The organism is Streptomyces sp. NPDC006174 (assembly GCF_040614075.1).
Taxonomy (GTDB): Bacteria; Actinomycetota; Actinomycetes; order Streptomycetales; family Streptomycetaceae; genus Streptomyces.
In genome coordinates this window covers 37,440-53,296 of record NZ_JBEXTJ010000005.1, presented here as the reverse complement: position 1 = coordinate 53,296, position 15,857 = coordinate 37,440, and the positions used below count along the sequence as shown (strand labels likewise).

Here is a 15,857-nt window from a genome sequence, read left to right as displayed (position 1 = left end):
CTTCTCCACCTCGCGCCGAGCCTGTTCCCCCGTTCCCGCCGTCTGCCTCTCTTCCCCGTCCCTGGGAGTTTTGTCATGCGCACAAATCGTCTCACCACCACCGCTGTCGCCGTCGCCGCGATATCGGTGCTCTCCACCGCGTGTACCGGCCAGTCCGAGGCCGGAGCCACCGACGATCCGAAGGCGGAGACCACGATCAACTTCTGGCACGGCTGGAGTTCGCCCGCCGAGGTGAAGGCCGTCCAGGACAACATCGACCGGTTCGAGAAGGCCCATCCGAACATCACGGTGAAGGTCTCCGGCAACATCAACGACGACAAGCTCAACCAGGCGCTGCGCGCGGGCGGTTCGAACGGGCCCGACGTGGTCTCCTCCTTCACCACCGCCAACGTCGGCAAGTTCTGCTCGTCGGGCGCCTTCACCGACCTGAAGCCGTTCATCGAGAAGTCGAAGCTCGACCTGGAGAAGACGTTCCCGAAGGTCCTCCTCGACTACACCCAGTTCGAAGGCAAGCGCTGCGCCCTGCCGCTGCTCACGGACGCCTACGGCCTCTACTACAACAAGGACGCTTTCAAGAAGGCCGGAATCACCGCGCCGCCGAAGACCATGTCCGAACTGGCGAGCGTGGCCGCGAAGTTGACGGTGGAGAAGGGCGACAGCTACCAGCAGCTCGGGTTCATGCCGAACTTCCACGGTTACGAGACCGTCGCCGACCACTACCTCTCCTCGTGGGACCACCGGTACTTCGACGAGAACGGCAAGTCCAACATCGCCAAGGATCCGGCGTTCGCGGAGATGTTCACGTACCAGAAGAAGCTCGTGGAGACGCTCGGCGGCTACGCGAAGCTGGAGAAGTACCGCTCCACCTTCGGTGACGAGTGGGGCGCCGAACATCCGTTCCACACCGGCCAGGTGGCCATGCAGCTGGACGGCGAGTGGCGGCTCGGGATGGCCGAGGACGCCGGGGCCGGCTTCGAGATCGGCGTCGCGCCGATGCCCGTCGCCGACGACGAAGCCGACAGCTACGGCAAGGGGTTCCTCTCCGGCACCATCGTGGGCATCGCGCCGGCCGGCAAGAAGCAGAACGCCGCGTGGGAGCTGGTGAAGTACATGACCAGCGACACCGAGGCGGTCGTCAACTTCGCCAACGGCATCCGGAACGTGCCGTCCACCTTCGAGGCGCTGAAGTCGCCCGACCTGAAGTTCGACCCGCGCTTCCGGACCTTCCTGGACATCGCCCAGCACCCGAAGTCCAGCACGCCGGACGGAGCCGTCAACGGCTCCACGTACCAGCAGACCCTCCAGGACTTCGGCTACCAGTACGAGAAGGGCGCGGTGAAGGACCTCCAGGCCGGTCTGGAGAAGACCGCGAAGCAGATCGACACCGACATCGCCAAGGCCAAGTAGCCCGCCGATGACGACGCACACACTCCGCTCCAAGCGCCGCAGGTCGGCGCTGCGGAACGCGGCCTTCATGTCGCCGTGGCTGATCGGGTTCTCGGTCTTCTTCGCGTACCCGATGGTCTCGACGGTCTACTTCTCCTTCACGTCGTACGACGGGTTCGGCGCGCCGGTCTTCAACGGGCTGACGAACTGGACGTACGTCTTCCAGGACTATCCGATGTTCTGGCCGTCGCTGTGGAACACGCTCTGGCTGGTCGTCGTCATGGTCAGCTGCCGGGTCGTCTTCGGCCTCGGGATCGGCCTGCTGATCACCAAGATCAAGACAGGGACCGGCGTCTTCCGGACGCTCTTCTACCTGCCGTACCTGGCTCCGCCGGTGGCCGCGACGCTCGCCTTCGTCTTCCTCCTCAACCCCGGCACCGGGCCGGTCAACGCGATCCTCGGGGACCTGGGGCTGCCGACACCCGGGTGGTTCAACGACGCCACCTGGTCCAAGCCGGCCCTCACCATGCTCGCGGTCTGGGGCATCGGGGACCTGATGGTCATCTTCATGGCCTCGCTGCTGGACGTGTCGACCGAGCAGTACGAGGCGGCCGAGCTGGACGGCGCCTCGGCCTGGCAGAAGTTCCACTTCGTGACGCTGCCGAACATCTCGCCGATCGTGCTGTTCGCCGTGGTGACGGGCGTCATCCAGGCCATGCAGTACTACACACAGCCACTGGTGGCCGGAAAGGTCGCCTCCGGAATCATCGGCGGCTCAGGACAGTCCTTCGAACCCGGCTATCCCGACAAGTCGACACTCACGCTCCCCCAGCTCGTCTACAACCTCGGCTTCCAGCGCTTCGACTACGGCGCCGCCTGTGTCGTCGCCCTCATCCTGTTCGCCCTGGCCATGGCCTTCACCGCGCTGCTCATGCGGGGCCGCAACAACCTGATCCAGGCCGGTGACTGAGCCATGACCCAGCTCCTCGACCAGCCCGCCACCACCTCTGCGGCGAAGGTCCCGCACACGCCCGCCGCGCGCACCGCACGCCGCAAGGCGCTGCTGCACTGGATCGCCGTCCACTCGCTCGGGATCGCCGCCGCGCTCTTCTTCGTGCTGCCGTTCGTCTTCGTGGTGCTCACCTCGCTGATGAGCGACCAGCAGGCGCTGACCCGCGACCTCACACCCAACACCTGGGAGTGGGGCAACTACGAGAGGGTCTTCAACACTCCCGGCTTCCTTGTCTGGTGGCGCAACACCCTCTTGTACGCGGGACTCGGCACCGTACTGACCGTCGTGTCGTCGATCCCTGTGGCGTACGCGCTGGCGAAGTTCCGCTTCCGGGGCCGCAAGCTGTCCCTGATGCTCGTCATCTCGATGATGATGCTGCCGCCGCAGGTCGTCATCATCCCGATGTACCTGTTCTGGGCGAAGCAGATGGACCTCTCCGGCACGCTGTGGCCGCTGATCATTCCGATGGCCTTCGGTGACGCGTTCTCCATCTTCCTGCTGCGACAGTTCCTTCTGACCATCCCGAACGAGTACCTGGACGCCGCCAAGGTGGACGGGTGCGGCGAGTTCCGTACGCTGATGAAGGTCGTCCTGCCGATGGCCAAGCCCGGCATCGCGGCCATCGCGCTCTTCCAGTTCTTCGCCGCCTGGAACGACTACTTCGGACCACAGATCTACGCCTCCGAGAACCCGGCCGCCTGGACCCTCAGTTACGGCCTGGAGTCCTTCAAAGGCGCGCACCACACCGACTGGAACCTGACCATGGCCGCGACCGTTCTGGTCATGGCCCCTGTGATCGCCGTCTTCTTCTTCGCTCAGAAGGCATTCGTCGAGGGCGTCACACTGACCGGAGTAAAGGGCTGACAATGAAGCTCGCAGTAGTGGGTGGCGGGTCCACCTACACACCTGAACTGATCGACGGCTTCGCGCGGTTGCGGGACACGCTGCCGGTCGAGGAGCTGGTGCTCGTCGACCCGGCGGCCGACCGGCTGGAGCTGGTCGGCGGCCTGGCGCGGCGGATCTTCGCCAAGCAGGACCACGCCGGGAAGATCACCACGACCACCGACCTGGACGCGGGCGTCGCCGGCGCCGACGCGGTCCTCCTCCAGCTGCGCGTCGGCGGACAGGCCGCGCGCAACCAGGACGAGACGTGGCCGCTGGAGTGCGGCTGCGTCGGTCAGGAGACCACCGGCGCCGGCGGCCTCGCCAAGGCGCTGCGGACCGTGCCGGTCGTCCTGGACATCGCCGAGCGGGTGCGCCGCACCAACCCGGACGCTTGGATCATCGACTTCACCAATCCGGTCGGCATCGTCACCCGCGCGCTGCTCCAGGCCGGGCACAAGGCGGTCGGCCTGTGCAACGTGGCGATCGGCTTCCAGCGCAAGTTCGCCCGGCTGCTGGAGGTGAGCCCTTCCGAGGTGCACCTGGACCACGTCGGGCTCAACCACCTCACCTGGGAGCTGGGCGTGCGCCTGGGCGGCCCGGACGGCGAGAACGTGCTGCCGAGGCTGCTGGCCGAGCACGGTGACGCGATCGCCGACGACCTCCACATGGACCGGAAGCTGGTGGACCGGCTCGGTGTCGTCCCGTCGTACTACCTGCGGTACTTCTACGCCCACGACGAGGTCGTACGGGAGCTGGGGACCAAGCCGACCCGCGCTGCCGAGGTCGCGGCGATGGAGAAGGAGCTGCTGGCGATGTACGGCGATCCGACGCTGGATACGAAGCCCGAGCTGCTCGCCAAGCGCGGCGGCGCGTTCTACTCGGAGGCGGCGGTGGACCTCGCGGCCTCGCTGCTGGGCGGCGGCGGTTCGCCGGTCCAGGTGGTGAACACGTACAACAACGGGACGCTGCCGTTCCTCCCGGACGACGCGGTGATCGAGGTGCAGGCCCGGGTCGGCCACGACGGAGCGGCGCCGCTGGCCGTGCCGGCGCTGGACCCGCTGTACGCCGGTCTCATCGCCAATGTGACGGCGTACGAGGACCTCGCCCTGGAAGCCGCGCTGCGCGGTGGCCGGGAGCGGGTCTTCAAGGCGCTGCTCTCGCATCCGCTGATCGGCCAGTACGACTACGCCGAGCAGCTCACCGACCGGCTCATCGCGCACAACCGGGAGCACCTCGCGTGGGCGTGAACGTCTCGGTCGTCGCCGTCGACGCGGGCAACAGCAAGACCGATGTGGCGTTGATCGGTGACGACGGCACGGTCCTCGCCACGGCCCGCGGTGGCGGGTTCCAGCCGCCGCTGGTGGGCGTGGACTCCGCGATCGACGTGCTGGGCTCGGTCCTGGACCGGGCGGTGGCCGGGCTTCCGGATGAGGCCGCCGCCGAACTGGGCTCCGCTCCCGGCTCGTTCGGCCACATCTCCGCATGTCTCGCCAACGCCGACCTGCCGGTCGAGGAGGCCGAGCTGGCCCGGGCGCTGGAGGCCCGTGGCTGGGGAACGTCGGTCCAGGTGCGCAACGACACCTTCGCGATCCTGCGCGCGGGGGTGGACGAGCCTCGGGGCGTCGCGGTGGTCTGCGGGGCCGGGATCAACTGCGTGGGCATGGTGCCGGACGGGCGGACGGCCCGCTTCCCGGCGATCGGGCGGATATCCGGTGACTGGGGCGGCGGTGCGGGGCTGGCGGAGGAGGCGCTGTGGTTCGCCGCGCGGGCCGAGGACGGGCGCGGTGAGCCGACCGAGCTGGCCCGTGCGCTGCCGGGCCACTTCGGGCTCGACTCGATGTACGCGCTGATCGAGGCGTTGCACCGGGGCGCGGTCCCGCTGACCCGCCGCCATGAGCTGACGCCGGTGCTGTTCGCCACGGCGGCCGCCGGGGATCCGGTGGCCGCCGCGCTGGTGGAGCGGCTGGCGCAGGAGGTGGTGGCGATGGCGTCGGTGGCGCTCACCCGGCTCGGGCTGCTGGAGGAGGAGGCTCCGGTGCTGCTGGGCGGCAGCGTGCTGGCCGCGCGCCATCCGCAACTGAACGACCGGGTCGCCGAACTGCTGGTGGCCCGCGCGCCGAAGGCGGTGGTGCGGGTGGTGTCGGAGCCGCCGGTGCTGGGTGCGGCGCTGCTGGGCCTGGATGTGACGGGGGCTCCGCCGGAGGTCCACCGGCGGCTGCGGGAGCAGTACGCCTGATCGCTCGGAAGGGCTGGCAGGAGGGGCGTCCCGTCGCGTTCGTGCGGCGGGACGCCCCTCGTTCGGGGGAACGTGAGGGTGCTCGGGGAACCGATCGGGCGCCTCGCACGTGTACCTGATGGGGAGTCCGCAACGCGTGGGGATGGCTGGACGGTCGGGGAGGCCCGGGGCGGAACGGAGCGGTGCGAAGGGGCCGGCGACGATGCCGTTCGCTTATGGGGATGTTTCGGGGCACGTTGCGCCGATCGCCTTGATCCACCGCGTCCGCCCTGATCGAATGCGTTGTCCGGTGCGGGATCCAGGCGTTCTCGATGTGCGGGTCCGTCACCGCGGCCATACTTCTGGCCGGGCGCCGGCCCGCGATCGGCCGGGGTCCGGAGCACCGTCAGTGACCGAGGGGGAGGTCGAGTGACACAGCTGCCGCAGGGCGGCCCGCAGACGCAGCGCGCGCCGGAGCAGGCGCCCGCGCCGACCGGCCTGCCCGGTCAACGACCGGGCTCCTGGGCCGCGCAGAGCCGTCGGCTGCGCGCCGTGGCGACGACCGAGCCCGGCCGCCTCCAGATCATCGGGGCCGTGCTGGCGCTGCTGGTCGTGGCGTTCGGCGCGGTGACCGCTCTGGAGATCTCGCACCGGGCCTCCGCCGCCGACGGCGTGGTGGGGCGCAGCCAGCCGCTCAGCGCGGACGCGGCGAACATCTACCGCTCGCTCGCCGACGCGGACACGATGGCGGCCGGTGGCTTCCTCGCGGGGGCTCAGGAGCCGAAGGCCGTGCAGGAGCAGTACCGGAAGGACATCGAGGAGGCGGCCCGGCTGCTGGTGAAGGCGTCGGCCAACACCGACTCCTCGACCAGCTCCTGGCAGGAGATCACCACCCTCAACGAGCTGCTGCCGGTCTACACCGGCCTGATCGAGCGGGCCCGCGCCAACAACCGGCAGGGGCTGCCGCTCGGCGGCGCCTATCTGCGGTACGCCAACCAGAAGATGACGAACGAGCTGCTGCCGGCGGCCGAGCGGCTGTACGCGGCGGAGACGGGCCGGCTCGACCGGGACGCCGCCGACGCCCGGCGGTGGCCCTTCCTCTCGCTCGCCGCCGGACTGGTGGTGCTGGGCGCGCTGGTGTGGATGCAGCGCCGCAACTACCGCCGCACCAACCGGGTGTTCAACCACGGGCTGCTGGTGGCGACGGCCGCCGCGTCGGTGGTGCTGCTCTGGCTGGCGGTCGGGCACACGGTGGCCCGCACCGAGCTGCGGTCCGCGATGACGCAGGGCCAGGAGTCGCTCGACGTGCTCAACAACGCGCGCATCAACTCCCTGAAGGCGCGAGCCAACGAGAACCTGACGCTGGTGGCGCGCGGCGCGGTGCTGACCGCCGACGGTTCGGCCGACCAGTACGAGACGGACTACACCACGGGCATGAAAGCCCTCCAGGAACAGCTGAAGAAGGCCGAGCGGCTCGCGGACGACGAGAGCGGCAGCGCTCCGGTGGTCCGGGCCGCCAAGAGCGTCACCGACTGGCAGGACCGCCACCGCAAGGCGCGCGCCACGGACGACCAGGGCGACTACGACGGTGCGCTGGAGCAGATCATCGGAGCGAAGGACTCCACCGGACAGTCCTTCCAGCAGGTGGACACCGCGCTGCGGACGGCGCTCGCCCATGAACAGGGCGAGTTCACCGCGGCCGCCGAGGACGGGCGCTCGGCCCTGCACGGCCTGCCGACCGGAGCCGCCGCGCTGGCGGTGCTGGGTGCGGTCGCCGCGATCCTCGGGGTCAACCGCAGGCTCTCGGAGTACCGGTGAGAGGGGCAGCGATGGCCAGGGCGAGAACGTGGGCGCGGCGCCGTACCTCGCGGGTCCGGCTGCGCGGCTGGGGCGGTGTGACGGCGATGGCGGTGGCGTGCGTGATCACCGCCGCGCTCACGCTGCTGCCGCTCTCGCACCACAGCGGGCGGACCGCCGGGGTGGACACGGTGGGCGGCGGGACGACGGCGACCCTGCCGGTGCGGGCCGAGGCGTGCACCGATCCCGAGGCGAGCCTGCCGCCTTCGTCGGCGGACGGGCCGGGCATCGCGAAGATCAAGGCGCGCGGGAAGCTGGTCGCGGGCGTCGACCAGAACAGCTACCGCTGGGGCTACCGCAACCCGTACAGCGGAGAGCTCGAAGGGTTCGACATCGACCTCGTGCGGGCGCTGGCCAAGGACATCCTCGGCGACCCGAACGCGGTGATCTTCCGGGCCATCCCGACCAACCAGCGCATCGCCGCTCTGGAGCGGGACCGGGTCGACGTCATCGTGCGGACGATGACCATCAACTGCAAGCGGCTGGAGCAGGTCTCCTTCTCCACCGCCTACTTCCGGACCGGTCAGCAGATCCTGGCGCCCAAGGACTCCGCCATCACGGGGTACGACGGCTCGCTGAAGGGCAAGCGGGTCTGCTCCGGCGAGGGCACCACCGCGTACGAGGCGCTGGAGAAGGAGTCGTACGGGGCGATATTCAAGGACGAGCTCGACGGCACCGGCCGGGACCCGGACCGGCTGACCGTCCCCAACCAGCTGGACTGCCTGGTCCGGCTCCAGCTCGGCGAGGTCGACGCCGTCCTCACGGACAACGCGCTCGGCGCCGGGCAGGCGGCGCAGGACCCGGCGGTGGCCCTCAAGGGCACGGGGCCGTTCACCACCGAGTTCTACGGTGTGGCGGCGAAGAAGGGCGCCGACGATCTGGTGGCCCGGGTCAACAAGGTCCTGGTCGACTACCGCGCCGGCGGGCAGGACAGCGCCTGGATGGTGTCGCACCGCAAGTGGCTGGCGGCCGGGCTGCCCGGCATGACGGAGCCGCCGGCCCCGAAGTACCGCAGCGAGTGACCCCGGCGCGCCGGGCCACGTCCGTACGGCGGTGACCGCGTACGGGCCGGACCGGACGCGCGTACCGGAGCAACTGACCCCGTCCGGGCCCACCGGCCCGGCGGCGAGAGCGGAGAGGTGATCGATGGGCGTCGCGGGATCCTTCCCCAGCTTCGCGGGGAGGCCCCCCGGCCCGGTCATGGACCGGGACGAGGCGGACCGTGCGCTGGCCCGGCTCGGCGCGGAGCACGAGGCGATCGAGACCTCGCTCCTCGCCTTGCAGGACCATGCGGGCCGCCGTCTCCTGGAGGGCGCCGAGCTGACCGGTCTCACCCGGGAGCGCTGGGCCACGACCGAGCAGTCGATCACACTGCTGTGGGGGTATTTCGACGCCTACGCGGGCGCGCTGGAGCAGGCCCGGGACATACGGGCGCGCCGCCGCTACCCGAACCGGGAGGATCTGGCGGCCCTGACCGAGCTGCTGCGCGGCGAAGCGGTCACGGTCGCCAACTCCGGTGCGGTGCCGCCGTCCTCGGTGACGGGACCGGCCCGGCTCTCGGAGCGGTTCTCGCTCCAGAAGCTGGTCGCCCGGATGAACGAGCTGTACGCCAGGTCGCTGGACATGGTCGTCGCCTCGGACTCCGTCTGGTCGGCGCTGCCCGCACGGATCGACCTGCTCGCCGCCGAGCTGCACCGCACCCGTTCGCTGGCCCACTCGGTCGGTGTGCGGCCCGGTGAGCACCCGGCCGGGGACGACCTGGAGGAGATCACCGAGGAGCTGGCCACGCTGCGCGTGCAGGTGATCTCCGACCCGCTGGCGTTCTGGCTGCCGGGCCCCGGCAGCGCCGCGCCCGGCGGTGGCCGGCCGGACACCTCGCGGTACGACCGGGCGGCCCGCGCGCTGGAGGACGTACGGCGGGAGATCGAGGCGGTGCTCGCGGTGCGGCAGGACGCCGAGGCGCGGCTGATGCGGGTGCGGGACGTGCTCTCGCGCGCCGACCGCACGCTGACCGAGGCGCGGGCGGCGCGCGGCGAGGTGCTGGCCAAGATCGCCGCCTCCGAGGTGCCCGCCGTCAGCGGACCGGCGACCGCACTCCAGGAGCGGCTGGACATCGCCGCCGAGTACCGCAGGCGCGCCCAGTGGAACCGGCTCTCGCCGCTCCTGGAGACGCTGGAGCGGGAGGCCGAGGAGGAGCTGCTGCGCGCCCGGGAGTCGCTGACCTCGGTGACGGCCCCGCTGGCGGTCCGCGCCGAGCTGCGCGGCCGGCTCGACGCGTACAAGGCGAAGGTGGCCCGGCACGGTCTGGCGGAGGACCCGCTGCTGATCGAGCGGTACGACGCGGCGCGCCGGATGCTGTGGAGCGCGCCGTGCGATCTGCGGGTGGCCGAGCAGAACGTGCTGCGCTACCAGCAGGCGGCGGCCGAGCTGCTGACACCGCAACGGCCCGAAGGCCAGGACGGGTCCCGGGGGCCCGAGGACCGGCGGGGCGATCACGGGGAGACACGATGAGTACGCAGTGCCAGCGCCCGGCGTGCGAGGGTGCCTACGAGGACATGGGCGGCGGTGAGCTGTACTGCGACACCTGCGGTCTGGCCCCGGTCGTCTCGCCGACGGGCATGGTCTCCTCACCGCCTACCGGGATCGCGGGCGGCGGTCGGGCCAGCAGCCGCGACAGCTCTTCGCAGCGCTCCTCCTCCCGCGCCTCCGCGCGCTCCTCGTCGCGTTCGTCGACCTCGCGGCGCTCGGTGTCGGGACGGCTCTCGCGCTCGCTCTCCGGCTCCTCCGCCTCCCGTTCGGTCTCGGTACGCTCCTCGGGCTCCTCGGCCGCCTCCTCCACCCGCGGCCGGCTCGGCGTCGGCCTGGTGCAGGTCCCGGACGTGCCGCGGCCCGACCCGCGTACGGCGGTGATGGAGAACCCGGAGGTGCCCGAGCGCAAGCGGTTCTGCTCGCGCTCCGACTGCGGTGCGCCGGTGGGCCGTTCGCGCGGCGAGCGGCCGGGCCGGACCGAGGGGTTCTGCACCAAGTGCGGCCACCCGTACTCCTTCGTGCCGAAGCTGACCGGCGGCGACATCGTGCACGGCCAGTACGAGGTGGCGGGCTGCCTGGCGCACGGCGGGCTCGGCTGGGTCTACCTCGCGGTGGACCGGGCCGTCTCGGACCGCTGGGTGGTCCTCAAGGGCCTGCTCGACACCGGCGACCAGGACGCGATGGCGGCGGCCATCTCCGAGCGCCGCTTCCTCGCCGAGATCGAGCACGCCAACATCGTGCGGATCTACAACTTCGTGGAGCACCTGGACCAGCGGACCGGTTCGCTCGACGGGTACATCGTCATGGAGTACGTCGGCGGCAAGGCGCTCAAGGAGATCGCCAACCAGCGCCGCACCCCGTCCGGCCGGCGTGACCCGCTCCCGGTCGAGCAGGCCTGCGCGTACGGAATCGAGGCGCTGGAGGCGCTCGGCCATCTGCACAGCCGCAACCTGCTCTACTGCGACTTCAAGGTCGACAACGCGATCCAGACCGAGGACCAGCTCAAACTGATCGACATGGGCGCGGTGCGCCGGATGGACGACGACGAGTCCGCCATCTACGGCACCGTCGGCTACCAGGCCCCCGAGGTCGCGGAGGTCGGCCCGTCGGTCGCCTCCGACCTGTACACGGTGGCGCGCACGCTGGCGGTCCTCACCTTCGACTTCCAGGGGTACACGAACGTCTTCGTGGACTCGCTGCCGGACCCGGACAACATCGAGGTGTTCCGCACCTACGAGTCCTTCTACCGCCTGCTGGTCCGCGCCACCGACCCGGACCCGGGCCGCCGGTTCGCCTCCGCATCGGAGATGGCCGAGCAGCTGACGGGTGTGCTGCGCGAGGTCGTGGCGCTCCAGAGCGGTCGGCCGAGACCGGCGCTGTCGACGCTGTTCGGTACGGAACTGCGCGTTACGGACACGGAGTTGTTCGCCGAGCAGGTGGACGACGTGTCCCGGCTGGGCGCCCGGACGGCCGCCTCGGGCCGCGGTGGCCGCTTCGGGCGGCGCAAGGGCGGTGCGGGGCCGCTGCCGGGGATTCCGGCGCAGGGTGGTGGCGTGAGCGGGCCAGGCGGTGCGGCGCCGGTGGCTCCGGGGGCCGTGACGTCGGCGGTGGCGGGTGCGCTGCCGATCGGGTCGCAGCCTGCCGGCCCGGGAGCCGGGGCGGCTCCGTTGACGGCGGCGGCGACGCATGTACGGGGCGGCGGGCCGCCGAGCGGCGCGAACACGGGGTCGTACGCCGGTTCGCCAGGCGGTGCGAGCGCTGGTTCGTACGCCGGTCCGCACGGCGGTACGGGTACTGGTTCGTACGCCGGTCCGCGAAGTGGCGGCCCGGCAGCGGCGTACGCGCCACCGGCGCACGCTCCCGCGCCTGCCCAGCCCCGGACGTACGGGCACGCTCCCGTCCCGGCGCCCCGGGAAGCTCCACCGGCCTCTGCCGCGCAGCCGGGCCCCACCACCTCGTACGGCACCTCCGGAGCTGTCACCAGGGGCGTGCGGCTGGCCGTGTTCGACGCGCGGGCCACCTCTCTGGCGCTGCCGGTGCCCCGGGTCGACGCGAACGATCCGAACGCCGGGTTCCTCGCCGGGCTGATGGCCTCCGCACCCGCCGAGCTGATCGCGGCTCTCCAGGACGTGCCCGCGGCCTCGCTGGAGACCCGGCTGCGGGAGCTGCGGGCCCGGCTGGAGATGCGTGAGCTGGACGCGGCCGCCGACGCGCTGACCGCGCTGGAGGCCCGGCATCCGGACGACTGGCGGGTCGTCTGGTACCGGGGTGTCACCTCGCTGGTGACCGGTGACCACGAGGTGGCGGCGCTCTCCTTCGACGCGGTGTACGACGCGTTCCCCGGCGAGCCGGCGCCGAAGCTGGCGCTGGGGATCTGCGCGGAGGTGCTGGGCCAGCTGGACAACGCCGCCGAGTACTACCGCCTGGTGTGGGCGACCGATCCGAGCTTCGTGAGCGCCGCGTTCGGCCTGGCGCGGGTGCAGATCGCCGCCGGGGACCGGGCGGGTGCGGCGCACACCTTGGAGTCGGTGCCGGAGGCGTCCATCCACTACACCGCGGCCCGGGTCGCCGCCGTACGGGCCCGGCTGCGCGAGCGGGACCCGGCCGAGCCTCTGCTGACCGATCTGACGGCGGCCGCCGTCCAGGTGGCGGCGCTGGCCGGGTTCGGCCTGGACCCGGTGCGGCGCGAGCAGTTGACGACCGAGGTACTGGGCAAGGCGCTGGACTGGGTACTCTCCGGTAGTCCCGGCGCCCCGCCGCCGGGCGGATCGGCGGCCGCCGGACCTTCGGGCTCCCGGAAGCTGCTCGACGCCGAACTGGACCAGCGGGGCCTGCGGTTGGGCCTGGAACGCTCGTACCGCATGCTCGCCCGGCTCGCGCAGCGGGGCGACGAGAGGATCGAACTGGTGGAGCGGGCCAACCGTTTCCGCCCCCGGACGTGGGTGTGAAGATGTCAGAGAGCCACCAGCAGCCCGCCCTGGCGAGGTGCCCCGGCTGCGAGGAACCGCCGGCGTCCGGCGACCTGTTCTGCGGCGCGTGCGGCTACGACCTCTCGGCCGTGCCGGCCCGCCCCGACGACCGGCCGACGATGCCGATCACCGTGCCTCCGGCCGCTCCGGCGGCCCAAGCGCCTCCGGCAGCTCCGCCCGCGCCCGCCGCACCGGTGCAAGCCGTCGCGCCCGACGCTCCCTCGCCGCCCGTCGCGGCCGTGGAGTGGCCCGCCGCCTCCGAGACGGACAGCTCCGACGTGCCCGCCCCGGTGCACCGGCCGACGGACCTGCCCGGCACGGACTCGGGCGGCACGCCGCTGCCGACGGCCCCTCCGGCGCAACACGACGGGCCGGCCCCATCACCTCCGGTACGCCACGACGACCGGGCGGCGGGCCGGACCGCTACCGAGCCGACCCCCGCCGCCGCCGAGCCGACCGCCACGGCACAGCCCGCCGCCACCGGCCCGGTCCTCGCCGAACCCACTCCCGTACGCAGCGAACCCGCCCCCGCCTCCGGCGACTTCGCGCCGGCCGCTCCCGATCCCCGTACGGCGGAGCCCACCCCGACGCCCGCCTCCGGCACCAAGGTCTGTGTGGCCTGCCGGTCCGGCCGGGTCGACCCCGACGGGTACTGCGAGAACTGCGGCCACGCCCAGCCCCGCGAGCGCGACCACATGGAGCAGGAGCTCGGCTCGGTGGCCGCCGTCAGCGACCGGGGCCTGCGCCACCACCGTAACGAGGACTCCTTCGCGGTCTCCTCGACCGCGCTGCCGGACGGTTCGCCGGCCGTCGTGGCGATCGTCTGCGACGGCGTCTCCTCGGCGAGCCGGCCCGACGAGGCGTCGGCCGCCGCCGCGAGCGCCGCCAACGAGGCGCTGCTGGAGTCGCTGCCGCGTGGCACGCACCCGCAGCAGGCGATGCACGAGGCGATCGTCGCCGCGTCCGAGGCGGTCAACGCGCTGGCGCAGGGCCCGTCCGGAGCGGCCGAGCACGAGGCCCACCGCCATCAGAACGCGCCGGCCTGCACGCTGGTCGGCGTGATCATGGCGGGCGGGCTGCTGGTGGTCGGCTGGGTCGGTGACAGCCGGGTCTACTGGGTCCCGGACGACCGGACCGGCCCGCCCGCCCGGCTCACCGAGGACGACTCATGGGCCGCGCAGATGGTGGCGGCGGGCCTGATGAACGAGGCCGAGGCGTACGCGGACGAGCGCGCTCACGCCATCACCGGCTGGCTCGGCGCCGACTCCTACGAACTGGAGCCGCACACCGCCTCGTTCAAGCCGGACCGCCCCGGCCTGGTGGTGGTCTGCACGGACGGCCTGTGGAACTACGCGGAATCCGCCGAGGAGATGGCCGCCGCCGTGCCTCCGGAGGCCCACCGGCAACCGCTGCACGGCGCCCAGGTTCTCGTCGGTCACGCGCTCGACGGCGGGGGCCACGACAACGTAACAGTGGCGCTGCTGCCGTTCGCCGTGGAGCCGCAAGGGGCAGGATCGGCCTGCACCACCGTTTGAGCCTCAAGGAGCAGACCAGATGGCCAACTTCTCGAAGTCGAACGTGACGCAGTTCTCCGTCGAGGTCTACCAGAACGCGTTCCTGCCGGAGGGTGGCCGCGAGGTCAACGCGATCGTCACCGTCACCTCGACCGGCGGCGGCACCACCGGCGGCGTCCCGCTGCCGCGCGCGGCGGCCTCACCCGGACACGTACCCGTATACGGGCCCGGGCCCGGGCAGGCGCCGAGCGCCGCGGTGGTGCTGATGGTCGACTGTTCCGGTTCGATGGACTATCCGCCGACGAAGATGCGCAACGCGCGCGACGCGACGGCGGCCGCGATCGACACCCTGCGTGACGGCACGCGGTTCGCGGTGGTCGCCGGTACGCATGTGGCCAAGGACGTCTATCCGGGCAACGGGCAGCTCGCGGTCGCCGACGCGCGGACGAAGGCCCAGGCCAAGGAGGCGCTGCGGAGGCTGAGCGCGGACGGCGGAACGGCGATCGGCACCTGGCTGCGGCTGGCCGACCGGCTGCTCGGCTCCGCCGACGTCGACATCCGGCACGGCATCCTGCTGACCGACGGCCGCAACGAGCACGAGGCGCCGGAGGACCTGCGAGCCGCGCTGGACTCCTGCGCGGGCCGGTTCACCTGTGATGCCCGAGGTGTCGGCACCGACTGGGAGGTGAAGGAGGTCGCCTCCGTCGCCTCCGCGCTGCTCGGCACCGCCGACATCGTCGCCGACCCGGCCGGTCTCGCCGCCGACTTCACGCAGATGATGGAGAACGCGATGGGCAAGGAGGTCGCGGACGTGGCGCTGCGGCTCTGGACGCCCGTCGGAGTGGAGATCCGCTTCGTGAAGCAGGTGGCGCCCACGGTCGAGGACCTGACCGGCCGGCGCACCGAGGCGGGCCCGCGCGCCGGGGACTACCCGACCGGTTCCTGGGGCGACGAGTCCCGCGACTACCACGTCTGCGTCCTGGTCCCCGAGGCCGGCATCGGTCAGGAGATGCTGGCGGCCCGCGTCTCGCTGATCCTGCCCGACCCGTCAGGTGCGGGGGCTCCGCAGGTGCTATCGCAGGGTCTCGTACGGGCGGTGTGGACGGACGACATGGTGGCGTCGACCTCGATCAATCCGCAGGTCGCGCACTACACAGGTCAGGCGGAACTGGCACAAGTCATCCAGCAGGGCCTGGACGCCCGCAAGTCGGGCGACTTCGACGGTGCGACGGCGAAACTGGGCCGTGCGGTGCAACTGGCATCGGCGTCCGGGAACCAGGACACTGCGAAACTGCTTTCGAAGGTGGTCGACGTCGTCGATGCGGCGACCGGTACTGTGCGACTGAAAGCGAAGGTCGCGGAAGCGGACGAGATGACCCTCGAAACGCGCTCCACCAAGACCGTTCGCGTCAAGAAGTAGCAGGACTTGGTGGCCGAACGGTCACCATAGATCAACAGCATGACGGCCCCCGGGGCCGGACGAGGAGAGG

General features: G+C 71.7%; 11 protein-coding genes. All 11 read left to right on the top strand.

Features of this window, described 5'->3' with window-relative positions; genetic code table 11:
- The first annotated feature begins 75 nt into the window (after nucleotides 1-75).
- The 11 genes from ABZ267_RS12530 to ABZ267_RS12480 all read left to right on the top strand — a co-directional run bounded on the left by ABZ267_RS12530 (nucleotide 76) and on the right by ABZ267_RS12480 (nucleotide 15,787).
- Entirely contained in the window at nucleotides 76-1,407 is a 1,332-nt protein-coding gene (locus ABZ267_RS12530) for an ABC transporter substrate-binding protein (protein WP_356750151.1), read from the top strand.
- 7 nt (nucleotides 1,408-1,414) lie between these two features.
- The gene (locus ABZ267_RS12525) at nucleotides 1,415-2,356 is read left to right on the top strand and encodes a sugar ABC transporter permease (protein ID WP_356750149.1); all 942 of its coding nucleotides are present in this window, start codon (nucleotides 1,415-1,417) and stop codon (nucleotides 2,354-2,356) included.
- A gap of 3 nt (nucleotides 2,357-2,359) precedes the next feature.
- The gene (locus tag ABZ267_RS12520) at nucleotides 2,360-3,262 is read left to right on the top strand and encodes a carbohydrate ABC transporter permease (RefSeq protein ID WP_356750147.1); all 903 of its coding nucleotides are present in this window, start codon (nucleotides 2,360-2,362) and stop codon (nucleotides 3,260-3,262) included.
- A 2-nt stretch (nucleotides 3,263-3,264) separates the two neighbouring features.
- On the top strand, nucleotides 3,265-4,530 hold the full coding sequence (locus ABZ267_RS12515) for a 6-phospho-beta-glucosidase (protein WP_356750145.1): 1,266 nt from the start codon (nucleotides 3,265-3,267) through the stop codon (nucleotides 4,528-4,530).
- Nucleotides 4,521-5,519, top strand: a complete 999-nt coding sequence (locus ABZ267_RS12510) for a BadF/BadG/BcrA/BcrD ATPase family protein (RefSeq protein WP_356750143.1) — start codon at nucleotides 4,521-4,523, stop codon at nucleotides 5,517-5,519. Before ABZ267_RS12515 ends, ABZ267_RS12510 begins: the two co-directional genes overlap by 10 nt.
- 408 nt (nucleotides 5,520-5,927) lie before the next feature.
- Complete coding sequence (locus ABZ267_RS12505) at nucleotides 5,928-7,316, top strand: hypothetical protein (protein WP_356750141.1); 1,389 nt, start codon at nucleotides 5,928-5,930, stop codon at nucleotides 7,314-7,316.
- Nucleotides 7,317-7,327: 11 nt separating this feature from the next.
- A complete protein-coding gene (locus ABZ267_RS12500; RefSeq protein ID WP_356750139.1) occupies nucleotides 7,328-8,377 on the top strand; it encodes a glutamate ABC transporter substrate-binding protein in 1,050 nt (349 codons plus the stop codon).
- 124 nt (nucleotides 8,378-8,501) lie between these two features.
- Nucleotides 8,502-9,866 (top strand): hypothetical protein, encoded by a 1,365-nt coding sequence (locus ABZ267_RS12495; protein ID WP_356750137.1) that lies wholly within the window; start codon nucleotides 8,502-8,504, stop codon nucleotides 9,864-9,866.
- Nucleotides 9,863-12,832, top strand: coding sequence for a tetratricopeptide repeat protein (locus ABZ267_RS12490; RefSeq protein ID WP_356750135.1), 2,970 nt, complete (start codon nucleotides 9,863-9,865; stop codon nucleotides 12,830-12,832). Before ABZ267_RS12495 ends, ABZ267_RS12490 begins: the two co-directional genes overlap by 4 nt.
- A 2-nt stretch (nucleotides 12,833-12,834) precedes the next feature.
- Nucleotides 12,835-14,388: a protein phosphatase 2C domain-containing protein gene (locus ABZ267_RS12485; protein ID WP_356750133.1), complete on the top strand. Its 1,554-nt coding sequence runs from the start codon at nucleotides 12,835-12,837 to the stop codon at nucleotides 14,386-14,388.
- A gap of 19 nt (nucleotides 14,389-14,407) precedes the next feature.
- Nucleotides 14,408-15,787, top strand: coding sequence for a VWA domain-containing protein (locus tag ABZ267_RS12480; RefSeq protein WP_356750131.1), 1,380 nt, complete (start codon nucleotides 14,408-14,410; stop codon nucleotides 15,785-15,787).
- Nucleotides 15,788-15,857 lie beyond the last annotated feature (70 nt).